The sequence below is a fragment of the Pseudomonas capeferrum genome, from assembly GCF_000731675.1.
Taxonomy (GTDB): domain Bacteria; phylum Pseudomonadota; class Gammaproteobacteria; order Pseudomonadales; family Pseudomonadaceae; genus Aquipseudomonas; species Aquipseudomonas capeferrum.
The window spans coordinates 1,619,895-1,645,935 of the sequence record NZ_JMIT01000001.1 but is presented as its reverse complement, the minus strand read 5'-3'; the positions used below and the strand labels follow the sequence as shown (position 1 = coordinate 1,645,935).

Here is a 26,041-nt window from a genome sequence, read left to right as displayed (position 1 = left end):
CACGTGCACAGCTATCGCGCTCCGCTGCAAGACATCCGTTTTGTGATCGATCATTGGCTGCAGGCACCGGCGGCGTGGGCCGAATGCGAGTGCTTCGCTGGCGTCGACAGTGCCCTGGCGCAACAGTTGCTGGAGGAGGGCGCGCGCTTTGCAGAACAGCAACTAGTGCCGCTGAACAGGCCCGGTGATCGCGAAGGCTGCCGGTTCCAGGACGGCCATGTGAGCACGCCAACCGGGTTTCGCCAGGCTTACCAGCGTTATGTGGACGGCGGCTGGCCAGGCTTGGCCTGCGCGCAGGCGCACGGCGGGCAGGGCCTGCCGCTGCTGCTCGGCGCTGCGCTGCACGAAGTGATCTACGCCTGCAACCATGGCTGGGCCATGTACAGCGGCATTGCCCATGGCGCCTACGAATGCCTGCGTCAGTTTGGCTCTGCCGAGCTTCGCCAGGCCTGGCTTGGCAAAATCGTCAGCGGTGAGTGCCTGCCCACCATGTGCCTGACCGAACCCCAGGCCGGTAGCGATGTGGGGCTGCTGCGCACACAGGCGCGGGTAGATGAAGCCGGGGCTTATCGGCTGACCGGCAACAAAGTATTCATTTCCGGCGGCGAGCACGACCTGACCGACAATATCCTGCACCTGGTGTTGGCGCGGTTGCCCGATGCGCCCGCAGGCAGCCGTGGGATTTCGCTGTTTCTGGTACCCAAGCTGACTGAGCAAGGCCGGCTTAATGGCGTTCATTGCACCGGCATCGAACACAAGATGGGTATTCACGCCAGCGCCACCTGCAGCCTGAGCTTCGACCAGGCCGAAGGCTGGCTTGTCGGCGAGCCGCAGGGTGGCTTGGCAGCGTTGTTCGTGATGATGAACAGTGCCCGTACCTACGTGGGCCTGCAGGGCTTGGCCCATGCCGAAAGCGCTGGCCAGCGCGCCTTGGCGTATGCGCAGGCGCGCCTGCAGATGCGCGCGGTGCTACGCCCCGAAGGTGCATTGGCCGCGGCGGCGGACCCTGTGGCTTTTCACCCGGCCGTGCGCCAGGTGCTCTGGCAGTCTCGGGCGATGACCGAAGGCATGCGGGCCATCGGTTATTGGAGCGCCCACCTGATTGACCTTGCCGAGCAGGCGCAAGGCATGGCCCGGCAAGCGCTGGAGGCGCGCATCGCCTTGCTCACCCCGGTGGTCAAAGCCTTTTTCACCGAGCAAGGGTTTCAACTGGCCAGTGACGCGCTGCAGGTGTTCGGCGGTTACGGCTATGTTACCGAGTCGGGCATCGAGCAAACCGTGCGCGACAGCCGCGTGGCGATGATCTACGAGGGCACCAACGAGATCCAGGCCAACGACCTGTTGCTGCGCAAGGTCTTGGGCGATGGTGGCGAGGCCCTGCAAGCACTGTTGGCCCACGTGCTGGAAGAAGCAGGCCTGGCCAGCGACGCTGAAGGCATGCGCTGGGCGCAGCAGCTGCGCGTTGCCAGCGACGGCTTGCAGGCGTGGGTGGGTGGGCTTGTCGAGCACGATGACCAGGAGTACGCCTACCGCGCTGCGGGTGATTTTCTCCAGGCATTGGCAATGTTGTTGCTGGGCCATGCCTGGGCCCGGTCGGCGCGCCTGGCACTGGTGCACGCGGATCAACCGTTCTACCGGCGCAAACGCCAGACGGCGGCGTATTTCTTTGACCATCTGTGGTTGCGTTTTGCCTATCGGCTGCAGCAGCTGCACGCGGCGCAGCTGCCATTGCCGTTCGTGGGCTGACACCACCCTTCAAGCCTGCTCTGGAACCTGTGGGAGCGGGCTGGTCCCGCGAATGGGGCCACGCGGTGCCTGGCACCGGCTTAGCCGGTGTTCGCGGGACCAGCCCGCTCCCACAGGTTCTCTGCGCGACAGCGCAGTTCAAAGGGCTGGGCAACCCTTCCGGCAGCCTAATAAGCCTTGCGCAGCAGGGCGAGCAACTGCTGGCGCTCGTCATCATTCAGGTTGGCAGTGGCGGCGCGGTCGCTTTCTTCGGCGACGCCGTACAGCGTTTTCAGCAGCTTTTCACCCGCCTTGCTCAGGTACAGGCCATACGAGCGCTTATCTGCCTTGCTGCGCACCCGCAGGGCCAGCCCGGCTTCTTCCAGTTTGTTGAGCAGGGGCACGACCTGGGGCGGCTCGATGTTCAGCGCCTTGGCCAGCTCGGCCTGCGTGGGGCCGGGGTTCTGCGCGATGATCGCCAACGCGGAGAACTGTGCAGGCCGCAGTTCGTACGGTGTCAGGCAATCGACAAGGTGCTGGAACACCTTCATCTGCACGCGACGCAAGGCGTAGCCAACCAGGTCATTGAGGTCTGCCGGCGCGCTGGCCTCGCTGCCGTCGGCGCCCGATTGGAGTGCAGGGGAAGTCTTCATGCGGTCTCGTGTGTCAGGGGTGGTAGGGACAAAAATGATTAACAAGTATAACCGATGCCGAGCGCCTGCAAACAGCGCCACCTTCCGGGTGAGGGGCAGCCTTCGCAACCGGCTGCCACCGCTCAGGCTTACTCCATGGCCTCCGCCACCCCCTGGTCCTCACCCAGGAACCCGCCACTCTGGTGCTGCCAGAGCCTGGCGTAGGTGCCGTTGCGGGCCAGCAGTTCGGCGTGGGTGCCTTGCTCGATGATGCGCCCCTCATCCATGACGATAAGCCGGTCCATGGCCGCGATCGTGGACAGCCGATGGGCGATGGCGATGACGGTCTTGCCTTGCATCATCTCGTTGAGGCTTTCCTGGATGGCGACTTCGACTTCCGAATCCAGCGCGCTGGTGGCTTCGTCGAGCAACAGGATCGGCGCGTTCTTGAGCATCACCCGAGCAATGGCAATGCGCTGGCGTTGGCCACCGGAGAGCTTGATACCGCGTTCACCCACCAGCGTGTCGTAGCCGCTATGGCCTTGCCGGTCGCTCAATTGTTCGATGAAGCCGTCGGCCTGGGCATTGGCCGCAGCCGTGCGGATTTGCGCGTCGGTTGCGTCGGGGCGGCCGTAGGCGATGTTGTCGCGGATCGAGCGGTGCAGCAGGGAAGTGTCTTGCGTGACCATGCCGATGGCGCTGCGCAGGCTGTCCTGGGTGACCTGGGCGATGTTCTGCCCGTCGATGCGAATCTCGCCGCTGTCCACGTCATAGAACCGCAGCAGCAGGTTGATCAGCGTCGACTTGCCGGCGCCGGAGCGCCCCACCAGGCCGACTTTTTCGCCCGCGCGAATGTTCAGGCTCAGGCCGTCGAGCACCTGCCGTTCACCGTTGTAGTTGAAGCTGACCTTGTCGAAGGCCACTGCGCCGCCGCGGGTTTCCAGCACGCTCGCGTTCGGCGCATCCTGCACCTTGGGGCCGCGGGTCAAGGTGGCCATGCCGTCCTGCACGGTGCCGATGTTCTCGAACAGGGCGGTCATCTGCCACATGATCCAGTGCGACATGCCATTGACACGCAAGGCCATGGCGGTAATCGCCGCCACGGCGCCGGTGCCTACCTCACCCTGGTGCCAGAGCCACAGGGCATAGCCGCCTGCGCCAAGGATCAAACCGACCACCAGGGCCTGATTGACGATCTCGAACTGGCTCACCAGGCGCATCTGGCGAAAGCCGGTTTGCTTGAAATCCTCCATCGCCGCACGCGCGAAGTGCGCTTCGCGCTTGGAGTGCGAAAACAGCTTCACGGTGGTGATATTGGTGTAGGCGTCGGAAATTCGCCCGGTCATCGATGAGCGCGCATGGGCCTGCTCCTGGCCGACTTTGCCCAGGCGTGGCACAAAGTACACCATCGCCAGCCCGAATAGCGCGACCCAGGCAATGAACGGCAGCATCAGCTTCAAGGCGAAGCCGCCCGCCAGGGCGATGATGGCGATGAAGTACACACCGATACCGGGGGCGATCTCGATGAGGGTGAACAGCACTTCGCGCACTGCCAGCGCCGTCTGCATCACCTTGGTGGTGACCCGGCCAGAGAACTCGTCGGAAAAGAACGACAGGCTTTGCCGCAGCATCAGGCGATGGAAGTCCCAGCGCAGGCGCAGCGGCAAATTGATCGCCAACACCTGGTGCTGCACCATCGTGCGCAGTGCCACCAGCCCGATACTGGTCATAAGCACGATGCCGATACCCCACAGCACGCTGCGTTCCTGCCCGGCTGCAGCGCCGCCGGCCTGCCAGGTCGAGAGCAGGTCGACGACCTGGCCAAGGAAGGAAAACAACCAGGCTTCGTAGATCGACACCGCCGCGCTGAGCAAGGCCAGCGCAAGCACATAGCCACGGGCACCACGCGTACACGCCCAGAGGAAGCGCAGCAGGCCGACCGGTGGCGGCGGCGCCTCGTCGGGTGGGAAGGGGTCTAGCCGTCGTTCAAAAACACCAAGCATGGTGGGCTCCCAAAAGGTTCAGTTGTACCGCGCGCTGGCGTCAGATGCCAGACCGACATGGAAACCGAACCCCTCAGGCTTGCCACTGGCCCATGCGCTGCGCGGGTCAGGCCTGCGCCGCACGCATCCCATCTGAGGCCACGGATTGCTTGCGCACTGCCCGATAGAGCAGGCTGGACACCATGAACCCTGCAAGGGCCAGCAGGCTCATCAAGGTGAAGACGACGGTATAACCCTGCTGGCCAGGGAAGTGGTCGAGGATCGCGCCGTAGATGACGTAGGCAAACATGCCGGGTGCGTAGCCGATCAGGCAACCGATGCCGAAGGCGGACCCGGTGATGTGCTGGGGTATGCCGACTTCACCCATGGGCGCCCAGAACACGCCGCGCATGGAGAACACGATCAGCGCAAAGGACAGGGTGGCGGCCATGCCGGCATAGATGAAGCCCGGGCTTTTGGGGATCAGCAGGATCACTGCCATCACTGGCAACAGCGCCAGAAATGCCCATTTCAGGTAGCGGCTGGTGCTTTTGAACTGTTTGTCGGCAATGAAACCGCCGGCAGGCCCGCCCAGGATCTTCAGGAAGTACTGGTTGATGATGCCGTAGGCACCCACCAACGCCACGGGCAAGCCGTACATTTCCTTGAGGTAGGGGATGAAGTAGGTCAGGCCGCAGTAGACGATGTAGACCATGAACACGTTCAGGCTGACCAGCCAGATCCCCGGTACCTTGATCGCTTCCATCAGGTTCGCCAGGCCGTTTTTCGGTTTGGCCACCGACGGCGCGTTGCCGCCTTTGAGCAGGAACCAGGTCAGGGTGCCGGCCAGCAAGTCGATCACCGAGTAGAACAGGATCGCCGACTTCAGGCCGTTTTCGCCCGAGCCCATGGCAACGAACACCCCCAGTGCGGCAAAGGCGACCAGTGTATCCACCACGCCACGCCCGCCTTCGAGCAGGCCGAACAGGCGCCCTTGCTCCTGGTCGTTACCCAGGTTGCGGATAGCCTTGAGCAGCGAGGGCCAGAACAGGCAATCGGCGCACACGGCCAGCAGGCTGAACACGATCAACAAACTGCTGAACGGGGGGAAGGTTGCCAGGTACACGCCCAGGCAACCGGTGCCGATTAGCCCGAGGGGGATCAGCTTGCGCGTCTCGAAGCGGTCGGCGAGCAGGCCGCCAACCACGAACAGGGCTGTGGCGATGACCGCGTTGGCACTGAGCAGCAGGCCGATTTCAGTGTGGCTCAGGCCCATGAATTCCTGCATGGGAACGTAGAAAGCGTCCTTCAGGTTCGCCAGCTTGTAGACGGTGCCGCCGCCCAGGATGAGGATCAGGAATCGGAGCCATTTGGCTTTGTTCTGGGATGTCATTGTTGTTCTCCGCAGGTAATCGGGTCGCCAGGGTCAAGCGTTGGCCAAGGTCAGCTCGGCCAGGGTGCGAAATTCGCCCAGCAGGCCGCGCACGTAGGCCACCTGGTTGTTGGCCCAACGGTGTTCGTCGGCCAGCATGCGCGCCAGGGTGAAACCGGCAGGCAGCGGGGTTTCGCTCATTTCCCGATAAGCGATGAAGGGGTCGGCCGCTTCCTGCTGTTGGCGGAAGGCCGGGGCCACGTAGTGGTTTTCCTGTTCGAGGATGAAGGCGATCACCTGCGGGGCTGTGTCGCCCAGCATCAGCAATTCGTACAGCATGCGTGCACTGGGCAGGTCGTCCTCGGCGCTGCCCTGCAGCACGCCGTAATGGCCGAAGCCGTTCTGTTCGGCGACGATGCGCACCCCCTTGAGGTGGCTTTGGCGGATGTGCGGCGCCAGGTTGCGCAGGGCTTGCAGCGGCTGTTCGCAGGCATTGATCATGTTGCCGAAGTCGAACAGGGCATGCAGGCGTGGGTGGTCGAGGCGCTTGAGCAGTTGGGCGATCTCGTCGCTCTTGAGCTCTTCGTGCTGCTCGAAGTCAAAGTACAGGTCGTGGGCGTCGGCCTGTTGCGCCAGGTAGTGCAGGTCGCTCTCGATGATGTCCATGACCCGCGACAGCGTGCCCTCGTAACGCGAGTAGACGCGGATGTTGCGTACCCCCAGGGCCTTGGCGATGGCGATCACCTGGTCGACATCCTGTTTCAGCGTGCTGCTGATTTCCACGTGCACGTCCAGCCCCAGTGCCTGGGCCTTGTCGGCAAACGCCTGGAGCTGGCCGGGGGACATCTGGCTCAGGCTGTTCTGCTCGCCGTCGAGCACGTGCAGGCTCAGGCCTTGCAGTTCGTGGCGATAGGCGAAGTCCAGCAGGTCGGCGGGGGTGACGTGGCCGTGGGTGAGGTTGGTCAACAGCGGATAGGCGTGGGCAAACAGGCGCACCTGTGCAAGGCGTTCGAGCAACCGTTGGGCCAAGGCGGGCGTCAGCATGGGGGCTGCCGCGTGTTCGACCACGTTGTGGCTGAGCAAGGCGTTGAAACGTTCCTGGATCTTATTGTTCATTAGCGTCGTTCCTGGTTCAGACGCCGGGTTTTGCCGGCCCAGCCTTTATCGCGCCAGTCAGGAACGTTCGATAGATCCATTATCCATCAATCGATAGGACCACTTGCCCGGCCTCAAGCGCTGCCGGGCAGATACCCCAGTGCGCGCAGGGCCCGGGCCAGCGCCTCGACCCGCGTCGCGGCCTGGTTTTCAGGCGTGCCGGCAAAGCCGATCAGCAGCGCCGGCGGTTGCGCATGGGCGATGCTGTAGTCGCTCAAGGGGTAGGTGTGGATGCCATGCTCGGCCAGTTGCCGGGCGATGTCTGCGTCGCTGAGGTGGGTGGGCAACCAGGCGATCAGGTGCATGCCGGCATCGGCCGGGGTGAGGGTGAAGAAGCCGCCAACCTGCAGTTCAAGTTGTTCGATCAACGCCTGCTGGCGCGCCTTGTACAGGCCGCGTATGCGGCGGATGTGGCCAATGAAGTGACCTTGGGCCATGAAGTCTGCGGTGGTTGCCTGCAGCAGCGTCGGCGGGCTGCGGTCCATGACTGCACGCAGGGTGCAGAAGGGCTCGACCAGCGCCGGCGGCAGAATCACGTAGCCCAGCCTGAGTGATGGAAACAGCACTTTGCTGAAGGTGCCGACATAGATCACCCGGGCCATCTGGTCCAGTGCGTACAGCGCGGGCAGCAGGCGGCCGCTGTAGCGCAACTCGCTGTCGCAATCGTCTTCGATGATCCAGCTCTGTTGCTGTGCGGCCCAGTCGATCAGTGCCTGGCGCCGCGCATAGCTCAAGGTGACGCCCAGCGGGTGCTGGCGCGAGGGTGTGCAAAACACCAGCCGCGCCTCAGGGCACTCGCTCAGCCCTTGTTCGACATCGATCCCGTCTGGGTCGACACGCAACGCCGTCACCCGTGCCCCTTGCGCCTGCAACGCAATGCGCGCGGCGATGTGCCCCGGGTCTTCCATCCACACGTTGTCCTGAGGGTTGAGCAACAGCATGCCCAGCAGGTTGAACGCTTGCTGCGCGCCGGACACGATCACCACCTGCCCGGCCTCGCAGTCAATGCCACGGGCATCGAACACGTACTCGGCGATCGCGCTGCGCAGGGCGTGCAAGCCTTGCAACTCGCCGTACCCCAGCATCGCCTTGGTGGGTTTGAGCAGGTGCTGGTTCATCAGGCGTCGCCAGACCGCCTGGGGGAACGCTTCATAGGTGCTGTGGCTGGGCAGGAAAGACGTCGGTGTGGCGGGGTCCCAATCGGCGTACGAAATGCCGCGAAAATGGTCGCTACGCAGGGACAGCATCGACTGGCTCAGGTCGGACAGGCGCGGTGGCGGCTGCTGTTGCTCGGCCTGGCCGCCCCGGCTCTCCCACTCGCTGCCGACATAGGTGCCGGCGCCGGTGCGCGAGGCCAGGAAACCTTCGGCAATCAACTGATCGAACGCGTTGAGAATGGTGATTCGCGACAGCCCCAACTCGTGGCTCAACGTGCGGGTCGAGGGCAGGCGGACGCCGCCCTGCATCCTGCCGTTGAGTATCTGCTTGCGAATCTGCAGGTACAGTTGGCGGTACAGGGGAAGGGGGCTGGCGCGGTCCAGCTCGATGGCCGACAGCAGCAAACCTGCGGCAGTTTTCATGGCATGTTCGTCTGCGGGGGAAGTAATTGAGCCTGAAACCCTCAGGCCTGCAGAAGCCAAGGGTATCGGGCGTTACGCGATAAGTCATCCGTAAGCTGAGCATGGCTGTGCTCGCCGCTCAGGGCTGCGCCCGCAGCCGCCGCCACAGGGTGCTGCGGCTGACGCCCAGGCTACGTGCGGCTTGCTCCATGTTGCCGTCGTAGCTGGCCAGCGTACGCCGGGCATGCGCCGCCTCGGCGGCCTTGCCCAGGCTGCGCAGGTTGTCGTTGAAGGTCAGTGGCTGGGTGGGGGCCTGCGGCTGTTGGAAAAACTCCGGGAACAGGCTGGCCAGGGCGATGCCATCGGCGCCCTCCAGGGCGGGGGCACACAGGGCGGCGCGCTCGGCAATGTTGTCCAGCTCACGGATGTTGCCCGGCCAGCTGTGGCGCAGCAGCATGGGCAGCAGCGGCTGCAACTGCGGTGCGCCAAGCCGTGTTGTGCCGTGCCGGGCGAGCAGCGCTTCGAACAGCGGCAGGATGTCTTGAACCCGCTCACGCAGGGGCGGCACCACCAGGCGCAGGATGTTCAGCCGGTAGAACAGGTCGGCGCGAAACTGCCCGCTGGCGATGCGCGCAGGCAAGTCGCAATGGGTGGCGGCAATCACGCGGATATCCACCGGTGTCGGCTCACAGGCGCCCAGGCGCAGCACCTCGCGCTCCTGCAGCACGCGCAGCAGGCGGGTTTGCAGGGCCACGGGCATGTCGCCGACTTCGTCGAGGAACAGCGTGCCACCGTGGGCCAGCTCGATCAGGCCAGGCTTGCCACCCTTGCGCGAGCCGGTGAACGCGCCATCTTCATGGCCAAACAGCTCGCTTTCGAGCAACGACTCAGGCAAGGCCGCGCAGTTGATGGCCACGAACGGCCCCGGCTGGCGGGCGCTGGCGTGGTGCAGGCTCTGCGCCAGCCATTCCTTGCCGGTGCCGCTTTCACCGGTGATCAGCACCGTGGCGTTGCTGGTGGCGTAGCGCTGCGCCAACTGCACGGTCGCGCGAAACGCCGGGGCGTCGCCGAGCAACTGATCGAAACGATAGCGGGTGGTGAACGGCTGTGGGGTGGGCGGCTTGCGCGCGCGCCGGGACCGCGCGCGCAGGCGGTCGAAGGCCTGGCGCAGGCTGTCGCTGTCCAGGGCGAGCACGCCTTCGGCGCCGGCCGCATCAGCCAGCTGGCAGACCGTAGGCGAACCGATGATGACTTCGACGCCGTCCTGCACCAGGCGCTCGACCTGCGCCCGGGCTTGTTCCAGGCTGGTATAGGTGTGTTGCTGAACCCGCAGGTCGAACAGTGGCGGCAGGGTGGCCGGGCCGGGGTGCTGGCCAAAGTTGAGCACGCCGACCCGCTTGGCGCGGCGGCGGGCCAGGGTGAGGGCGCGGGCCAGGTCGCATTGGCCTGGGTGCAGGGCCAGCACCTTGGTCGTCAGGTGCTGGCGCAAGTACTCGGCGACGGCACCGGAACACAAAATGATGTCTGCCCGCTGGTGGCGGTCCAGGTCGCGCGCCAGCGGCAGCAGTTCGGCCAGGGTGGTTTCGATCACCTCGATATGGGCCTGCTGGCGGTAGTCGGCGCTGACCTGTTCGATCAGGCGCGCCATGCGGCTGGGGGCCGGTGGTTGGCGCAAGTGGGTGACCAGCGCGACCACGCGTGGCAGGTAGGCGGCAACGGGCATGCAGGCTCCTTGCTATAACGGGTTGACCAGGTGCCCGCCATCCACGGCCAGGACACTGCCGGTCATGAAGCCACCGGCGTCACTGGCCAGTAACAGCACAGGCCCGTCCAGCTCGCTCAATTGGCCCAGACGCCGCATCGGCACGTGATCCTTGATGTAGCCCTGGCCGGCCTCACTGTCGAAGTAGGCCTCGTTCATTTCGGTCTTGAAGTAACCCGGGGCGATGGCATTGACCCGGATCCGGTGGCGGGCCAGCTCCAGCGCCATGGCCTTGGTCAACTGCACCACACCGGCCTTGGCCGTGCAGTAGTGGCTCAGGCCGGTGCCAACACGCAGGCCCAGGATCGAGGCGATGTTGATGATGCTCCCGGCGCGGCCGGCCTTCACCAGGCGCTGGCTGGCGCATTGCGCCACATGAAACACGCCGTCGAGGTTGGTCGAGAGCATGTGCTGCCAGTCCTGCCCGCTCAGTTCGAGGAAGCGCCCAGGGTCGCCGATGCCGGCGTTGTTGATGACCACATCGACCACGGCAAAACGCGCCTCGGCCTGGTCGAACGCCTGTTCGACACTGTCGCGCCGGGTGACATCGAGCACCACGGCCAACGCTTCTCCGCCTTGGGCTTGAAGTTGTTCGACCAGCGCCTGCAAGCGCTCGGCCCGGCGCGCCGCCAGCACCACGCGGGCGCCTGCGGCCTGGGCCAGGCGCGCGAAGTGGGCACCCAGGCCGCTGGAGGCACCGGTCACCAGCACGGTCTTGCCGGCCAGGGTAAAGGGGGTAGCTAGCATGGTTTCTCCTTGTTCGATGATCAAGCTGGGACTTGTGGACGGCTGGGGCTTCTTCACAGCACTTCGAACAGGCCGGCCGCACCCATGCCGCCGCCTACGCACAGGGTCACCACCACATAGCGCACCCCGCGCCGTTTGCCTTCGAGCAGGGCATGCCCGACCATCCGCGCGCCGCTCATGCCATAGGGGTGACCGATGGCGATGGCCCCACCGTTGACGTTCAGGCGCGCCGGGTCGATGCCCAGTTTGTCGCGGCAGTACAGCACCTGGCAGGCAAAGGCTTCGTTCAGCTCCCACAGGCCGATGTCGGCGACCTTCAGCCCGTGTTGCTTGAGCAGGCGCGGCACCGCATACACCGGGCCGATGCCCATCTCTTCCGGTGCCAGGCCGGCCACGGCGATGCCCCGATAGAGGCCCAGCGGCCTGAGGTTGCGCTGTTCGGCCAGGCGCGCATCCATCAGCACGCAGGCGCTGGCACCGTCGGACAGCTGGCTGGCATTGCCAGCGGTGATACAGCCGCCCTCGACCACCGGCTGCAAGCCTGCCAGGTCGTCAAGGCGAGTCTGCGGGCGGTTGCCTTCATCTTGCGTCAGGGTCACCTGGCGGTAGCTGACTTCGCCGGTGTGCCTGTCCTTGATCCTCTGCTGGGCGGTCACTGGCACGATCTCGGCCTCGAACAGCCCGGCTTGCTGGGCGGCGGCAGTGCGCAACTGCGATTGCAGGGCGTAGGCATCCTGCGCAGCACGGCTGATACCGTAGCGTTGGGCAACATGCTCGGCGGTGTGCAGCATCGGCATGTAGGCGTGCGGTACCTGTTGGATAACCGCGTTGTCTTGCTCGGCCAAGGCCCATTCGAGGTTGCGCACCTGCACCGCGCTGATGTTTTCCTGGCCGGCGCCGACGGTAACGTGCATGCCATCGACAATGATCTGCTTGGCGGCGGTGGCAATCGCCATCAGCCCGGAGGCGCATTGCCGGTCCAGGGTCTGGCCACTCACCGAAACCGGCAGGCCGGCCGCCAGCGCGCTCATGCGGCCCAGGTTCCAGCCGGCGGTGCCAGAGGGCATCGCGGTGCCCATCACCAGGTCTTCCACTTCGTCGGCGGCGATGCCGGCGCGGGCAACGGCAGCCTTGATGGCATGGGCGGCCAGGCTGGGTGAGCGCAGGTTGTTGAGGGCACCGCGAAAGGCCTTGCCAATCGGGGTGCGGGCGGTCGAGAGAATGACGGCTTCTTTCATCAGGGTTTCCTTGTTGGCGAGGTTTTTTGCAGCTCAGTGGCCTTGCACGCGCAGCTTGCCGCTGCCGGCCAGGCGCCGTAGCAAGGGCGCTGGCTGCAACCACAGTTGGCCATAGGCACCGAGGCGCTCGCGCAGTTGCTCAATGCCTGCCAGCACGTTGTCCAGGCCCAGGTCGCGGGCATAGTGCAGCGGGCCGCCACGCCAGGCAGGGAAGCCGTAGCCGTTGGTCCAGACCAGGTCGATGTCGCCACTGCGCAAGGCAATGCCTTCGTCGAGCAGTTGCAGGCCTTCGTTGATCAGCGTGAACAGGCAGCGGTCGTGGATTTCTGCGTCACTGATGCTGCGCCGGTTGATGCCCAGCTTGCCGGCCAGTCGCGCTGCGATCTGCACCACCTCGGGGTCTTCGATGCGCTCGCGGCCTTCGTAGCGGTAGAACCCGCGCCCGCTCTTCTGGCCATGGCGGCCCAGGCTGTAGAGTTCGTCGGCCAGGCGGAAGTAGCTCGGATCGTGGGCCAGTTCGTTGCGCCGCGCCTGCCGCACCAGGTAGCCCACATCGATGCCGGCCAGGTCGTACATGGCGAATACCCCCATGGCCAGGCCCAGGTCGGTGAGCACCTTGTCCACCTGGGCCGGCGAGGCGCCTTCGAGCACCAGGCGATGGGCTTCGCGGGCGTAGGGTTCGAGCATGCGGTTGCCGATGAAGCCGAAGCACACGCCAGACACCACCGGCAGCTTGCCGATGCGCTTGGCGATTTTCAGCGTGGTGGCCAGTACGTCGGGCGCCGTGGCCCGGCCACGTACCACTTCGAGCAGGCGCATCACATGGGCCGGGCTGAAGAAGTGCAGGCCGACCACGTCTTGCGGGCGGCGGGTGCTGGCGGCGATGCGGTCGACATCCAGGGTCGAGGTGTTGCTGGCCAGGATCGCGCCGGGCTTGCACACCCGGTCGAGGGTGCGAAACACCGACTGCTTGATCGACAGGTCCTCGAATACTGCCTCGATCACCAGGTCAGCGTCAGCCAGGTCGGCATAGTCGAGGGTGCCTTGCAACAGGCTCATGCGCTGTTCGAGTTGCGCGGGGGTCAGCTTGCCGCGGGTGATGCTGCTTTCGTAGTGTTTGCGGATCTGCGCCAGGCCACGGTCCAGCGCCTCGGGCTTGAGCTCCAGCAGGCGCACCGGCAGGCCCGCGTTGATGAAGTTCATGGCGATGCCGGCGCCCATGGTGCCGGCGCCGATCACGGCGACCTGAGCGATGCTGCGCAGCGCGGTGGCAGCGTCGATACCCGGCACCCGCAAAGCCTCGCGTTCGGCGAAGAACTGGTGACGCAATGCCGTGGCCTGGGGGTCTTGCAGGGCTTCGCGGAACAGTGCTTGCTCGCGTGCCAGGCCCTCGGCCAAGGGCAGCTCGCAGGCCGCGCGCAGCGCTGCCAGCACCCGCAGCGGTGCCCGTTGGCCGGGTTTGCGTGCAGCCAGTTGCGCCGCGTGCGTGTCGAAGAAGTCATCGGCCAGGCCCTGTGACAGCGGCGCAGGCGTGAGCGCAGGGGCGGGGTGCGCGAGCTGCCTGCGGGCAAAGGCGCAGGCCTGTTCGAGCAGGTCGTGGCCGGGCTCTACCAGCTGGTCCACCAGGCCCAACGTCAGGCCCTGGCGGGCATCGATCGGCTCGCCGCCGAGCATCAGTGCCAGGGCGGGTGCCACGCCGATCAGCCGTGGCAGGCGCTGGGTACCCCCGGCACCGGGCAGCAGGCCCAGGCGCACCTCCGGCAAGCCCAGGCGGGCAGTGGCGCTGGCGACCCGGTGTCTGCAGGCCAGGGCCAGTTCCAGGCCGCCACCCAGGGCCACACCGTCGAGCGCGGCGATCAGCGGTTTGCTGAAGCGGGCCAGTTCATCCAGCAGTTGGGGCAGGGCGGGTTGCTGCCAGGTGCGTGGGCTGCCGAATTCGCTGATGTCGGCGCCGGCACTGAACGGCAGGTGGTGCCCATGCAGGATAATGGCCTTCACTTCAGGGTCGGCGGCGGCCCGTGTGCAAGCCTGCATCAGCGCCTGGCGCAGGCCGTGGCCGAGGGCATTGACCGGGGCGTTGCACAGGCCGATCAGGGCCAGTTGGTTGTCGCGACGGTAGTCGATCAGTTGCATGGGAACCTTCTTGTGAGTGTCCTGGAAAAACAGGTGGTGGCCCGGAGCCTTGGCCACCACCGGAAAAACCGCTGCCGTGCAGGGTCAGCGGGCGAAGGCGCTGTCGCTGATGCGCATCAGGTTGTCACTGCCGGTGCGGATCAGCGTTTCGTGCAGGCTTGCCCTGGGCAGCAGGCGCTGCAGGTAGAAGCGCGCGGTCTCGCGTTTGCCCTGGTAGAACGCGACGTCCTCGCTGCCGGCCGCCAGTGCCTGTTCGGCGACGCAGGCGGCACGCAACCACAAGTAGCCAATCAAGGTGTAGCCGCAGAGCATCAGGTAGTCGTACGCGCTGGCACCAACCAGGTTGGCATCCGTGGCGCTGGCGTCGCGCAGCCACTCGCTGACCTCGCGCCAGGCGATCACACGGTCGTGCAAAGCCTGGGCGAGGTCGGCCGACGCCGAAGTGGTGTGGATGAAGGTTTCGATTTCAGCCAGCAGTTCGGACAAGGCCTCGCCGCCATCGGCCAGTACCTTGCGGGTCAGCAGGTCGATGCCCTGGATGGTGTTGGTGCCTTCGTAGATCGCGGTGATGCGCACATCGCGGGCGATCTGCTCCATGCCCCATTCGCGGATGAAACCGTGGCCGCCGAATACCTGGATGCCCAGCTGCGCCGCCTCGTTGCCGGTCTCGGTCAGGAAGCCCTTGGCAATCGGCGTGAGCAGGGCCAACCGGCGTGCTGCCGCCTGGCGCACGCCCGGGGTGGCGCCGTGGTGCAGCAGGTCGACGCCTTTGGCACAGGTGTAGGCGAGCATGCGACCGCCTTCGGCGTAGGCCTTCTGGGTCAGCAACATGCGCCGTACATCGGCGTGGCCGATGATCGGGTCGGCCGGCTGGTCGGCCCGCAGGCGCGGTGTGGTGCGCATCTGCAGGCGGTCGCGGGCATACGTCAGGGCACCCTGGAACGAAGCTTCAGCGTGGGCCTGGGCTTGTTGTGATACGGCCAGCCGCGACTCGTTGATGTAGGTGAACATGGCGTTCAGGCCACGGTTGGCCTCGCCCAGCAGGTAACCGGTGGCGCCATCGAAATTGAGCACGCAGGTGGCGTTGCCGTGGATGCCCATCTTGTGCTCGATGGCGCCGCAGCTGACGCCGTTGGGTTGGCCCAAGTTACCGGCTTCATCCACCTGGCGCTTGGGCACGGCGAACAGCGAAATGCCTTTGACCCCCGCTGGCGCGCCTTCGATGCGTGCCAGCACCAGGTGCACGATGTTTTCCGTCAGGTCGTGCTCACCCGCCGAGATGAAGATCTTGCTGCCGTTGATGCGGTAGCTGCCGTCGGCCTCGGGCCGGGCGCTGGTGCGCAGCAGGCCGAGGTCCGAGCCGCAGTGGGCCTCGGTCAGGCACATGGTGCCGCTCCAGCGGCCGGCAATCATCGGCGGCAATAAACGCTGGCGCAGCGCCGCGTCGGCATGCTCGCTGAGGGTGCTGATGGCGCCACCGGTGAGGTTGCCGTACATGCCCCAGGCGTGGTTGGCGCTGCAGACCATTTCGTGGTTGACGAAGCCCAGCGAAGGCGGCAGGCCCTGGCCGCCGTAGGCGGGGTCCTTGTCCAGGCCCAGCCAGCCATTGGCGGCGAAACGCTTGAAGGCATCGGCGAAGCCCGGCGGGGTGCTGACCTTGCCATCCTGCCATTGGCAACCGTGCTGGTCGCCGACGGCGTTGAGCGGCGCCAGTACCTGTTCGGCGAACTTGGCGCCTTCCTCGACGATGGCGGCGAAGGTGGCCGCGTCGGGGGCTTCGCAGCCGGCCAGCTGTTGATAGTGGCTGCTCAGGTCGAGCAGTTCCTGGGCAACGAAGGTGATATCGCGCAACGGGGCTTTGTAGCTGGGCATGCCGGACTCCTGGCTGGGTGGATTCGGCATGTTGTAGCAGGCAGGCCTGGGTGCCGCGTCCACCCCCCCGGTGGAATGGGGGGTGGAATCGGCGTTGCACGGGGTGGAGTCAGTTCAGCAGTTGCAGTTCGCGTGCCGAGCACAAGGCGCTGTCGCGGTCGACCACGTCGAGTTTGCGGAACAGGTTGTTGATGTGGGTCTTGACCGTGCTCAGGCTGATGAACATCGCTTCGGCGATCTGCCCGTTGCTCTGCCCACGTGCCATGCGTTGCAGCACCTCCAGCTCACGGCGTGACAATGGCACGATCAACGCGCTGTCGGCGTGCTCTCGGCCGGCCAGCAACGGGCGGAACAGGCTGTTGAGGCGTTCGCGTGGCGGTGCCGGGGCGGCCAGGGCCAGGCGTTCGCGAACCTGCGGCAGCAGCAGTTGGCGCAAGGCTTCGAGGAAGGCGTCGCCCTCGTACTGCAACAGTTGCCCGAAACCGTGCTGACACGCCAGTTGCAATGCTTGTTCCAGGCTGTGCAGGGCGTCGTCGTGGGCGCCGCGGTCCTGGTGCAGGGCCGCGTCGAGCAACAGGGTGTCGAGCAACAGCCGGCGGTTCAGCTGGGCCTGGGCCTGAGCCTGCAGTGTTGCCAGGATCTGCCGCGCCTTGTCCCGCTGCCCCAGGTGGCGCTGCACCCAGGCATAGGCCAGCCACTCCTCCGGCAGCAGCTGCTGGTCATACTGGCGGTTGCACCAGTGCCACTGGTCGAGCCAGCCAGGCAGGTAGTCCGGGTCGTTGTCGCGCAGCGCCAGGCGCGCCAGCCAGGCCCCGGCCTGGCGATACAGGGTGAACAAGCGGTACTGCAGGGCCAGGCGCCGCACTTCGGCCCAGCGCGCCTTGGCCTGGCTGGTCTCGCCCAGCGCCCAGTGCAGGCAGGCCTGGTGGTGGAACACCCAGGGCAGCGCGGCGCTGTGCGGGAAACCCAGGGCCAGCACTTCGGCCTGGGCCAAGGCGTGGCGCGCCTGGGTCAGCTGGTTGGCCTGCAGCAGCGCCAGCCCTTTACCCAAGTGCCGGAACAGTTCGTAGAAGCGCCCCGAGCTGCCGGCGGCGGGCAGTTCGGCCATGTTCTGCAGGCGCGCCCAGGCCGCTTCGCTGGCACCTTGGGCCAGCTCGATCTGGCCCAGCAGCAGTTGCAGCAAGTTGGTGTAGCCGCTCAGGCCGAAGCCCTGCAACTCGACCAGGGCACGGCTGGCTTCGGCGTGGGCCGGTTGCAGTTGACCCAGGGCCGCCAGGCAGTTGGCCCGGTCGAAATACAGCACCGAACGCGCCGCGTTGTGTTGCCCCAACTGCTGCAGTGCCCGCGCCGCAAGGGCCAGGCCGTGCGCCAGGTTGCCGCCCAGGTAGGCCAGGCGGCTGCGCAGGAACATCACCGTCTGCTGTACCCGCTCGGGGTGCCGCGGCACTGCCTGGCGACGCTGCAGGGCGTACAGCTGGCGAAGGCATTGGCACGCCTGGGCGATATCGTTGGTGACCATCACCGTGGAGGCTTCGGTCACCGCCAGGGTGAAGCTGTCGTTGCCGGCATGGCCGGCCACTTCGTCGAGTACATCGACCAGGGTGTTGACCTTGCCCTCGCGCAACAGCTCGAAGCCATGCCGGTCGACGATGCCGAGCACGGCATCCAGGTCTCTGGCCCGGCCGAACTGGTAGATCGCCTCGGTGTAGCGCCGCTGCACCAGCAGCCAGTTTGCCGCCTGGCGATGCAGCAGGCGCAGGCGCTGCGGGTCGCGTTGTTCGAGGCGCTGGTAGAGGCTGTTGCGCAGGGCAGGGTGGTAGCGGTATTCGGCGTGGCTGGCGTGCGGCACTTCGATGATCAGGTCCAGGCGCTGCAACTGGCGCAGCGCGGCCGCGACATCGGTGTCGGCGGCCAGTTCGCGAGCGAGGCCTGCATCGAACACCTGGGCCACGGCGGTATGTTCGAGAAAGCTGCGTAGCGCCGTGGGCAAGTGGCGCAGGCGTTCTTCTTCAAGAAACTGCCGGGCATGGGCATAGGCCTGGCGGGTGATCGGGCGCAGGTCGGCGGGTGGCTGGCCGGTACTGTGCAGTGCCTCGCGGTAGGCCTCGAACCAGAACAGCACGCCACTGGGCCAGCCCTCGCTGCCAGCGCGCAGTTGGTACAGCGCATCGCTGCCCAGCCTGACATCGCGGGCCAGTGCCAATTGCCGGGTCTCTTCGCTGTCCAGGGCCAGTTCACGGGCGCTCAGCAGCACCAGCCGACCGTTACGGCGCAGGTGGGCCAGCGGCAGTGGCGGTGGGCCTTCGCTGGCGGCAATCAGGCGCAGTGCCGCGGGCGGGTCGTGCAGCAGGGTGTCGAGGTAGTGCCAGGCCTGGGCGGCGTTGAGCAGGTGCAAGTCGTCGATCAGTAAGGTCACGGGTGCCTGGCGGGCTTCGAGGTCGGCCAGGATCTGGCTCCACAGCAGTTCGCCCTGGGGCGTGTCGCGCGCTTGCGCGGGCAACTGCAGCGCTGCGTGCAGGTGCAGCAGCAGGGCCAGGGGCTGGTTCTCGGCACGGGTCAGTCGCAGCCAGGCGAAGGGGCCTGCCAGGCGGCGGGCGAACTGGCCAAGCAATGTGCTTTTGCCATAGCCCAAGGGCGCTTGCAGGAGGATGACAGCGCCGTCGTCCAGCGCACTGGTCAGCTGGTCGAGCAACCGTATGCGCAGTAGGCCCTTGGGGGGATCTGCGGGCGGGCGCAGCTGGTTCGGTTTGAGCGCGGGAAGGTGCATGGCAAGCAGTGCTCCGTCGGGTCAGCCAGACATCCTAGCCGAGGGGGCGCTTGGTGCGTGGGAATTTTGGTTGTTGGTTGGGGGGGCGGGGTGTAGTCGGGGGATCAGGGGGCTGCAAGGCGCTTGGCTCAGGTGTTGAGGTGGGGCGTAAATCGAGCGCCGCCCGCGCGGCGCATCGCGACGCAAGGCCGCTCCTACATTTGTTTCGGGCCAGTGAGGTCTGTGGCATTGGCGCGCGAACGCCTTGTTTGTACGACGCGATATTGAGACAGGCACCCAGGGGCCGCGCGCAAATGCCTCAGGAATAATTGGCCCGAAACAGATGTAGGAGCGGCCTTGCGTCGCGATGCGCCGCGCGGGCGGCGCTCGATTTCATAGGCGCTGAAGATGTCGTGTCGAGCGTGCACCCCTGAACAACCGTTTCAAAAATGAAACCGCCCCGTTCAAACCTGCCCAGAACACCCCGCAAAACCATACCCAACCCATTGATAAACAAGACTTAACTAAATATCAAAAAACCTGGCAGTCATCTTGCTATTGCCCTGTTCACCTACGAACAGCCAACTGGACCGCCTATGCCAACCCGTCACCACGCGCCGCAACCCAGCGCTCGCCTCGACATCGCCAGCGCCCATGAGCCACTGTCTACCTACCTGACTCAGCAATTCGACACCCCGCCAGTGCACATCACCCGCAGTGAGCGATTGTCAGGCGGTGCCATCCAGGAAAACTGGCTACTCGAAGCCGATGTCGCCGGCAAGCCCCAGCGTTGGGTCCTGCGCACTGACGCGGTGTCCGCTGTGGCTGCCAGCCTGAGCCGCGCGCAAGAGTTCGCGGTGCTCAGCGCCGTTCACCAGGCCGGCGTCAAGGTGCCCAAGCCACTCTGGCTGTGCCAGGACGTGCAGGTGATCGGCCGCAGCTTCTTCATCATGCAGGCCCTCGACGGCAATGCCAGCGGCCACCGCCTCACCCACGACCACGCCGCGCCTGAGGGCAACTCGGCGCTATGCCGGCAGTTGGGTGCCAACCTCGCGCGCCTGCATCAGTTGCGTCCGCCGCAACCGGCGCTGGCGTTTCTGCCCGCTGCAGCGCCTGACGCGGTGCAGGCCAGCGTCGATCAGTACCGTAGCTTTCTGGATGCCTTGCCAGGTAGCCATCCGACACTGGAGTGGGGCTTGCGCTGGTGCGAGCTGAACAAGCCTGCGCCCTTGCCCGCGTGCCTGATCCACCGCGACTACCGCACCGGCAACTACCTGGTCGAGGCCGGCGCGTTGACCGGCGTGCTGGATTGGGAGTTCGCCGGCTGGGGTGACCCGCGTGAAGACCTGGGCTGGTTCACCGCACGTTGCTGGCGGTTCGGCCGGCCGGACCTGGAGGCCGGCGGCGTCGGCCGCCTGGATGACCTGCTCGCCGGATACCGCAGCGTGTCGGCGCTGGAACTGGACCGCCAGGCGCTGCGCTTTTGGCAAGTCATGGCCCACCTGCGTTGGGCAGTGATCGCCCTGCAGCAGGCGCAACGCCACGTGTCGGGCCAGCAACGTTCGCTGGAGCTGGCGTTGACCGGGCGGATGGTCAGTGAACTGGGACAGGAAATCATCTTGCTCACCCGTGGAGGCCACGCATGAACCAGCCCGATGCCCATGACCTGCTTGTGACGGCGCGCGAAGCCCTGCTCACGCACTTGCTGCCGGCGTTGCCGCAAGGGTTGCACTACGAAGGGCGAATGGTCGCCAGCGCCATGCTGATCGCCAGCCGCGAACTGGCGCAGGCAGCGGACTGTACCGAGGTCGAGCGCCAGGCCCTGGAGGCCTTGCTGGCACGGGGCGGCCAGGCAGTGACCGAGCTTGAGCAGGCCCGCGAGTGGCTAGCGCGGAACATTCGCCAAGGGGCCTACGATCAGCACGCTACGCGCTTGCTGGAGGCACTGCGGGCAATCAACCGGGCGCAGTTGAGCATCAGCAACCCCAAGGTGCTGGCCCATGACTGAATTGCCCGTACAGCGTCGCCGCTGCTATCTGGTTCGGCATGGCCATGTCGATTACTTCGACGCCGACGGCCGCCCACTCGACCCGCGCACTGTACCGTTGTCGGCGCAAGGCGTGGCCCAGGCCCAGGCGTTGGGCCGTGTGCTGGCGCACACTCGGTTCGACCGTGCGGTGTGTTCGGACTACCCGCGCACCCGCCAGACCCTCGACCAACTGCTGGGCCACCGCGCCCTGGAGGTGGAACAGCGCGCCGCCTTGCGCGAAGTGCGGGCCGGCCGCCTGCGGGAAATCCCCCTGGATTGCCTGTACCGCGAAGTGGCCCAGGCCTACCAAATGGCCGACCACCACGGCGCTGCCTTTCTGCGCGGTGAACCCTGGGCGGCGTTCCAGCAACGGGTATTAGACAGTTTCCAGCAATTGCTGGCTGAGCCCGGCTGGGCATCGCTGCTGCTGGTCAGCCACGACGCCGTCAACCGCATCCTGCTGGCCTGGGCCAGCGGAGCCGGGCTGGGCGGGCTTGCCGCCTTCGAACAAGACCCTGCCTGCCTGAACATCGTCGATATCGACATGGCGGGCGCGCAGGTAACCCACGCGTGCATACGCACCTTCAACTACACCCCCTACGACCCCGGCAAGGCATCGATCGACAAGACCGTCATGGAGCAGTTGCATGCCGCCATCGACCCGCGTCGCCTGCACGCCTGAGCCTCTACAAGGAACCCCACCATGCATTTTGCCCTCCCAGCCGAACAGCTCGCCCTGCAAGCCAAAGTCCGGCACTTCATTGCCGAATCGGTACTGCCGATGGAGCATGACCCCCGCCAGACAGCCCATGGTCCATCGCCTGAGCTGCGCCAGACGCTGCTCGACAGGGCCCGTGAACACGGCCTGCTGACCCCGCATGCCTCGCGTGAAATGGGCGGCCTGGGTTTGAGCCATATCGAGAAGGCGATCATTTTCGAAGAGGCGGGCTATTCGCCACTGGGGCCCGTCGCCCTGAACATCCACGCGCCCGACGAAGGCAATATCCACCTGTTGGAACACGTGGCCACGGCGGCGCAGAAAGACCGCTGGCTGCGGCCACTGGTGCAGGGCCACATCCGCTCGTGCTTCGCCATGACCGAGCCGAGCCCAGGTGCCGGCTCCGATCCCTCGATGCTGACCACCCAGGCCGTGCGTGACGGTGACGACTACGTCATCAATGGCCAGAAGTGGTTCATCACCGGTGCCGAAGGCGCGCAGCTGGCGATCATCATGGCGCGCATGGAGGACGGTAGCGCGTCCATGTTCCTGACCGACACCGACCGCCCGGGGTTTATCCTGGAACGCATGATGGGCTCGCTGGACAGCTGCTTTGCCGGCGGCCATGCGGTGTTGCGCTTCGACAACCTGCGGGTGCCGGCCAGCGATGTGCTGGGCGAGGTGGGCAAAGGTTTCCGTTACGCCCAGGTGCGCCTGGCGCCGGCCCGCCTGACCCACTGCATGCGCTGGTTGGGCCAGGCCCGCCGCGCCCATGACGAGGCCTGCCACTATGCCAACCGGCGAATGTCGTTCGGCAAGCCGCTGGGCGAGCATCAGGGTGTGGGCTTCATGCTCGCCGACAACGAAATCGACCTGCATACCACGCGCCTGGCTATCTGGCATTGCGCCTGGGTACTGGACCAGGGCGAGCGTGGCAATTTCGAGTCGAGCATGGCCAAGGTGCTCAGCTCCGAGGCCATCTGGCGGGTGATCGACCGCTGCGTGCAGGTGCTGGGCGGGCAGGGCGTCACGGGCGAATCGATTGTCGAGCGGATCTTCCGTGATGCCCGTAGCTTCCGTATCTATGACGGCCCCAACGAAGTGCACCGGATGAGCCTGGCGAAGAAGATCCTCGCCCGTGCCGCCACGGGGGGCGGGCAATGTGTGCCCGCGAAAACAGCTACATGACCGGCCAGGCCATCGCCGTCGATGGTGGCCTTTCAGCGCTCTGAGCGCTTGTGCCATGCGCGCTGTCATCAACTGAAAAACCGTTGTCGTCCGATGATAAGCGCCGCTTGGCGCAACGGCCTAAATTGCCCTTCAACACGCGGTTTATCGGTTAACAAGAACGACAAGAAAGGAGATTGGCATGGCCAAAGCGGTACGTTTCTACGAAACCGGAGGGCCTGAGGTCCTGCGCTACGAAGACGTCGAAGTCGGCGAGCCGGGCCCTGGGCAGGTGCGCCTGCGCCACGTGGCGGTTGGCCTTAACTACGCCGACACTTATTTTCGCAACGGCACCTACCCGATCCCGCTGGCCAATGGCATGGGCGTGGAAGCGTCGGGTGTGGTGCAGTCGGTGGGCGAGGGCGTCAGCCATGTGGCCGTTGGCGACCGGGTGACCTACACCGGCTTTATCAACACCCTCGGCGCCTACAGCACCGAACGCCTGATCCCCGCAGCAGCACTGATCAAACTGCCGGAAACCCTATCCTTCGAGACCGCCGCCGCCATGACCATGCGCGGCCTGACGGCGTCGTACCTGATGCGCCGCCTGTACGACTTCAAGCCGGGTGACAGCATCCTGCTGCACGCTGCGGCGGGCGGCGTCGGCCTGATCGTTTCGCAGTGGGCCAAACTGCTGGGCCTGACCGTGATCGGCACGGTGTCCACCGACGCCAAGGCCCAGGTGGCACGCGCCCATGGTTGCGACCACACCATCAACTACAGCCACGAGGATGTGGCCAGCCGCGTGCGTGAGCTGACCGACGGCGTGGGCGTCAACGTGGTCTTCGACAGCGTCGGCCGCAACACCTTCATGGGCTCGCTGGACTCGCTCAAGCGCCGCGGCCTGATGGTCTGCGTGGGCACTGCGTCCGGCCCCATCGAACCGTTCGACCCGCAGATCCTGGCGATCAAGGGGTCGCTGTTCATGACCCGGCCGGCCCTGGCCGACTATATCGCCGAGCCGGCGGAAAAAGCCCGCCTGGCCAGCGAGCTGTTCGACCATGTCAGCAGTGGCCGCATCCGCATCGAGATCAACCAGCACTACGCCCTGCAGGATGCGGTGCAGGCCCACCGTGACCTGGAGTCACGCAAGACCACGGGTTCGTCGATCTTCGTCATCTGAGGGGGCACTGCCATGCAAGTCGAACAACTGACCTGCGCCATCGGTGCCGAACTGGTGGGCGTCAGGCTGGCCGATGCCATTCATGATGACGGCCTGTTCGCCGAGATCCGCGCCCAACTGCTCAGGCACCGGGTGCTGTTCTTGCGTGACCAGGCCATCAGCCGCGCTGAGCATGTGGCCTTTGCTCGCCGCTTCGGCGAGCTGGAAGACCACCCGGTCGCCGGCAGCGACCCGGAGCACCCCGGCCTGGTGCAGATCTACAAGCGCCCCGACCAGCCGGCCGACCGCTATGAGAATGCCTGGCACACCGACGCCACCTGGCGCGAAGCGCCGCCGATGGGCTGCGTGCTGCGCTGCGTCGAATGCCCACCGGTAGGCGGCGACACCATGTGGGCGAACATGGTGCTGGCCTACGACAACCTGCCGGCCGAGATCAAGGCCAGGGTCGAAGGGCTGCGCGCCCGGCACAGCATCGAGGCCAGCTTTGGTGCGGCCATGCCGCTGGACAAGCGCCTTGCGCTCAAGGCGCGTTACCCCGACGCCGAGCACCCGGTGGTGCGCACCCACCCGGAAACCGGCGAGAAGGTGCTGTTCGTCAATGCCTTCGCCACCCATTTCAGCAATTACCACACCCCCGAACGCGTGCGTTTCGGCCAGGACGCCAACCCCGGTGCCGCCGACCTGCTGCGCTACCTGGTGAGCCAAGTGTATATCCCCGAGTATCAGGTGCGCTGGCGCTGGACACCCAACAGCATCGCCATCTGGGACAACCGTAGCACCCAGCATTACGCCGTCATGGACTACCCGGCCTGCCATCGCAAGATGGAGCGTGCCGGGATCATGGGCGACAGCACCTTCTGAACAGACAAGAACAAGACTGAGGATCAGACATGCAATTCTTCGACGACTCGCTGCACCCGGAAAACATGGAAAAGGTAGTCATCACCGTGGCGCCCTATGGCCCCGAGTGGATGCCGGATGATTTCCCGCAGGACATCCCGGTCACCATGGATGAGCAGGTGCAAAAGGCAGTCGACTGCTATGAAGCGGGCGCCACGGTGCTCCACCTGCACGTGCGCGAACTCGATGGCACCGGCTCCAAGCGCCTGTCCAAGTTCAACGAACTGATCGCCGGGGTCCGCGAAGCGGTACCGGACATGATCATCCAGGTGGGTGGCTCGATTTCCTTTGCGCCCGAAGGCGAAGGCGAAGCGGCCAAGTGGCTGAGCGACGACACCCGGCACATGCTGGCCGAGCTGACCCCCAAGCCGGACCAGGTGACGGTGGCGATCAACACCACCCAGATGAACATCATGGAGCTGCTGTACCCGGAGTACCTGGAAGGCACATCGCTGGCCAGCCCCGGGATCCAGGCCGCCTACAGTGAAATGACCGTGCCTGCGGGGCCGGCCTGGGTCGAAGAGCACCTGCGCCGCCTGCAGGCGAGCCACATCCAGCCGCACTTCCAACTGACTGGCATGCATGCCCTGGAAACCCTCGAGCGCCTGGTGCGCAAGGGGGTTTACAAAGGCCCGCTGAACCTGACCTGGATCGGCATTGGTGGCGGCTTCGACGGCCCCAACCCGTTCAACTTCTTCAATTTCGTGCACCGGGCGCCGGACGGTTGCACCCTGACTGCGGAGTCGTTGCTCAAGAACGTGCTGCCGTTCAACACCATGGCTCTGGCCATGGGCTTGCACCCGCGCTGTGGCATCGAAGACACCATCATCGACCAGCACGGCAAGCCGTTCACCTCGGTGCAGCAGATTCAGCAGACCGTGCGCGTGGCGCACGAACTGGGGCGTGAGGTGGCCAGCGGCAAGGAAGCGCGCGCCATCTACCGCATCGGCGAGCAGTACGCGACCGTCGAGCAGACCTTGCTGGCCAACGGCATGGCGCCGAACCGCCGGCCAGGGCAGAAGGGCGTGCCACAGCGCGCGTGATGAATGAGCAGGGGCTTGTGGGAGCCGCTTGAGCAAGGCAGTTGCTCCCACATGTTTTTGCAGGGCCCATAGAGCGCT

The 26,041-nt window shown here is 65.7% G+C and carries 19 protein-coding genes; 8 read left to right on the top strand and 11 right to left on the bottom strand.

Annotation, left to right across the window (positions count from 1 at the left end; genetic code table 11):
- Positions 1-3 precede the first annotated feature (3 nt).
- Positions 4-1,746 (top strand): acyl-CoA dehydrogenase, encoded by a 1,743-nt coding sequence (locus PC358_RS07425; RefSeq protein WP_033698572.1) that lies wholly within the window; start codon positions 4-6, stop codon positions 1,744-1,746.
- Between the two features lie 167 nt (positions 1,747-1,913).
- On the opposite strand, the gene PC358_RS07420 is transcribed toward PC358_RS07425, so the two are convergent.
- The 11 genes from PC358_RS07420 to PC358_RS07370 form a co-directional block, all read right to left on the bottom strand.
- Positions 1,914-2,378 carry a MarR family winged helix-turn-helix transcriptional regulator gene (locus tag PC358_RS07420; protein ID WP_033698571.1) on the bottom strand — a complete coding sequence of 155 codons (465 nt, stop codon included), beginning with the start codon at positions 2,376-2,378 and terminating at the stop codon, positions 1,914-1,916.
- A 128-nt stretch (positions 2,379-2,506) separates the two neighbouring features.
- Entirely contained in the window at positions 2,507-4,360 is a 1,854-nt protein-coding gene (locus PC358_RS07415) for an ABC transporter ATP-binding protein (protein WP_033698570.1), read from the bottom strand.
- A 106-nt stretch (positions 4,361-4,466) separates the two neighbouring features.
- A complete protein-coding gene (locus tag PC358_RS07410) occupies positions 4,467-5,732 on the bottom strand; it encodes an MFS transporter (RefSeq protein ID WP_033698568.1) in 1,266 nt (421 codons plus the stop codon).
- A gap of 33 nt (positions 5,733-5,765) precedes the next feature.
- On the bottom strand, positions 5,766-6,827 hold the full coding sequence (locus PC358_RS07405) for a sugar phosphate isomerase/epimerase family protein (RefSeq protein ID WP_033698567.1): 1,062 nt from the start codon (positions 6,825-6,827) through the stop codon (positions 5,766-5,768).
- A 113-nt stretch (positions 6,828-6,940) separates the two neighbouring features.
- A complete protein-coding gene (gene pdxR / locus PC358_RS07400; protein ID WP_033698566.1) occupies positions 6,941-8,446 on the bottom strand; it encodes a MocR-like pyridoxine biosynthesis transcription factor PdxR in 1,506 nt (501 codons plus the stop codon).
- Between the two features lie 118 nt (positions 8,447-8,564).
- Complete coding sequence (locus PC358_RS07395; protein ID WP_033698565.1) at positions 8,565-10,148, bottom strand: sigma-54-dependent Fis family transcriptional regulator; 1,584 nt, start codon at positions 10,146-10,148, stop codon at positions 8,565-8,567.
- Between the two features lie 12 nt (positions 10,149-10,160).
- Positions 10,161-10,934, bottom strand: coding sequence for an SDR family NAD(P)-dependent oxidoreductase (locus PC358_RS07390; RefSeq protein ID WP_033698563.1), 774 nt, complete (start codon positions 10,932-10,934; stop codon positions 10,161-10,163).
- A gap of 53 nt (positions 10,935-10,987) precedes the next feature.
- The gene (locus tag PC358_RS07385; protein ID WP_033698562.1) at positions 10,988-12,172 is read right to left on the bottom strand and encodes an acetyl-CoA C-acyltransferase; all 1,185 of its coding nucleotides are present in this window, start codon (positions 12,170-12,172) and stop codon (positions 10,988-10,990) included.
- Between the two features lie 33 nt (positions 12,173-12,205).
- Complete coding sequence (locus PC358_RS07380; protein ID WP_033698560.1) at positions 12,206-14,305, bottom strand: 3-hydroxyacyl-CoA dehydrogenase NAD-binding domain-containing protein; 2,100 nt, start codon at positions 14,303-14,305, stop codon at positions 12,206-12,208.
- Positions 14,306-14,389: 84 nt separating this feature from the next.
- A complete protein-coding gene (locus PC358_RS07375) occupies positions 14,390-16,177 on the bottom strand; it encodes an acyl-CoA dehydrogenase C-terminal domain-containing protein (RefSeq protein WP_033698559.1) in 1,788 nt (595 codons plus the stop codon).
- A 109-nt stretch (positions 16,178-16,286) separates the two neighbouring features.
- On the bottom strand, positions 16,287-18,944 hold the full coding sequence (locus PC358_RS07370) for a LuxR C-terminal-related transcriptional regulator (RefSeq protein ID WP_033698558.1): 2,658 nt from the start codon (positions 18,942-18,944) through the stop codon (positions 16,287-16,289).
- 575 nt (positions 18,945-19,519) lie between these two features.
- On the opposite strand from PC358_RS07370, the gene PC358_RS07365 reads away from it, so the two are divergent.
- The 7 genes from PC358_RS07365 to PC358_RS07335 all read left to right on the top strand — a co-directional run bounded on the left by PC358_RS07365 (position 19,520) and on the right by PC358_RS07335 (position 25,963).
- Positions 19,520-20,569 carry a phosphotransferase family protein gene (locus PC358_RS07365; protein ID WP_033698557.1) on the top strand — a complete coding sequence of 350 codons (1,050 nt, stop codon included), beginning with the start codon at positions 19,520-19,522 and terminating at the stop codon, positions 20,567-20,569.
- Positions 20,566-20,931, top strand: a complete 366-nt coding sequence (locus PC358_RS07360; protein ID WP_033698556.1) for a DUF6285 domain-containing protein — start codon at positions 20,566-20,568, stop codon at positions 20,929-20,931. The genes PC358_RS07365 and PC358_RS07360 overlap by 4 nt, the downstream gene beginning before the upstream one ends.
- Positions 20,924-21,634, top strand: coding sequence for a histidine phosphatase family protein (locus tag PC358_RS07355; protein ID WP_033698555.1), 711 nt, complete (start codon positions 20,924-20,926; stop codon positions 21,632-21,634). Before PC358_RS07360 ends, PC358_RS07355 begins: the two co-directional genes overlap by 8 nt.
- Before the next feature lie 21 nt (positions 21,635-21,655).
- Positions 21,656-22,858, top strand: a complete 1,203-nt coding sequence (locus PC358_RS07350; protein ID WP_033698553.1) for an acyl-CoA dehydrogenase family protein — start codon at positions 21,656-21,658, stop codon at positions 22,856-22,858.
- Positions 22,859-23,039: 181 nt separating this feature from the next.
- Positions 23,040-24,020 (top strand): quinone oxidoreductase family protein, encoded by a 981-nt coding sequence (locus tag PC358_RS07345; protein ID WP_033698552.1) that lies wholly within the window; start codon positions 23,040-23,042, stop codon positions 24,018-24,020.
- A 12-nt stretch (positions 24,021-24,032) separates the two neighbouring features.
- Positions 24,033-24,881, top strand: coding sequence for a TauD/TfdA dioxygenase family protein (locus PC358_RS07340; RefSeq protein WP_033698551.1), 849 nt, complete (start codon positions 24,033-24,035; stop codon positions 24,879-24,881).
- A gap of 29 nt (positions 24,882-24,910) precedes the next feature.
- A complete protein-coding gene (locus PC358_RS07335; RefSeq protein WP_033698550.1) occupies positions 24,911-25,963 on the top strand; it encodes a beta-keto acid cleavage family enzyme in 1,053 nt (350 codons plus the stop codon).
- The last annotated feature ends 78 nt before the right edge of the window (positions 25,964-26,041 follow it).

What these genes read in the sequence shown, in the direction of transcription:
- PC358_RS07370 (WP_033698558.1), bottom strand. Translation starts at nt 18,944, where the DNA reads ATGCACCTTCCCGCGCTCAAACCGAACCAGCTGCGCCCGCCCGCAGAT.
- PC358_RS07350 (WP_033698553.1), top strand. Translation starts at nt 21,656, where the DNA reads ATGCATTTTGCCCTCCCAGCCGAACAGCTCGCCCTGCAAGCCAAAGTC.
- PC358_RS07335 (WP_033698550.1), top strand. Translation starts at nt 24,911, where the DNA reads ATGCAATTCTTCGACGACTCGCTGCACCCGGAAAACATGGAAAAGGTA.
- PC358_RS07365 (WP_033698557.1), top strand. Translation starts at nt 19,520, where the DNA reads ATGCCAACCCGTCACCACGCGCCGCAACCCAGCGCTCGCCTCGACATC.
- PC358_RS07415 (WP_033698570.1), bottom strand. Translation starts at nt 4,360, where the DNA reads ATGCTTGGTGTTTTTGAACGACGGCTAGACCCCTTCCCACCCGACGAG.
- PC358_RS07395 (WP_033698565.1), bottom strand. Translation starts at nt 10,148, where the DNA reads ATGCCCGTTGCCGCCTACCTGCCACGCGTGGTCGCGCTGGTCACCCAC.
- PC358_RS07385 (WP_033698562.1), bottom strand. Translation starts at nt 12,172, where the DNA reads ATGAAAGAAGCCGTCATTCTCTCGACCGCCCGCACCCCGATTGGCAAG.
- PC358_RS07355 (WP_033698555.1), top strand. Translation starts at nt 20,924, where the DNA reads ATGACTGAATTGCCCGTACAGCGTCGCCGCTGCTATCTGGTTCGGCAT.
- PC358_RS07345 (WP_033698552.1), top strand. Translation starts at nt 23,040, where the DNA reads ATGGCCAAAGCGGTACGTTTCTACGAAACCGGAGGGCCTGAGGTCCTG.
- PC358_RS07390 (WP_033698563.1), bottom strand. Translation starts at nt 10,934, where the DNA reads ATGCTAGCTACCCCCTTTACCCTGGCCGGCAAGACCGTGCTGGTGACC.
- PC358_RS07380 (WP_033698560.1), bottom strand. Translation starts at nt 14,305, where the DNA reads ATGCAACTGATCGACTACCGTCGCGACAACCAACTGGCCCTGATCGGC.
- PC358_RS07410 (WP_033698568.1), bottom strand. Translation starts at nt 5,732, where the DNA reads ATGACATCCCAGAACAAAGCCAAATGGCTCCGATTCCTGATCCTCATC.
- PC358_RS07405 (WP_033698567.1), bottom strand. Translation starts at nt 6,827, where the DNA reads ATGAACAATAAGATCCAGGAACGTTTCAACGCCTTGCTCAGCCACAAC.
- PC358_RS07340 (WP_033698551.1), top strand. Translation starts at nt 24,033, where the DNA reads ATGCAAGTCGAACAACTGACCTGCGCCATCGGTGCCGAACTGGTGGGC.
- PC358_RS07360 (WP_033698556.1), top strand. Translation starts at nt 20,566, where the DNA reads ATGAACCAGCCCGATGCCCATGACCTGCTTGTGACGGCGCGCGAAGCC.
- pdxR (WP_033698566.1), bottom strand. Translation starts at nt 8,446, where the DNA reads ATGAAAACTGCCGCAGGTTTGCTGCTGTCGGCCATCGAGCTGGACCGC.
- PC358_RS07420 (WP_033698571.1), bottom strand. Translation starts at nt 2,378, where the DNA reads ATGAAGACTTCCCCTGCACTCCAATCGGGCGCCGACGGCAGCGAGGCC.
- PC358_RS07375 (WP_033698559.1), bottom strand. Translation starts at nt 16,177, where the DNA reads ATGCCCAGCTACAAAGCCCCGTTGCGCGATATCACCTTCGTTGCCCAG.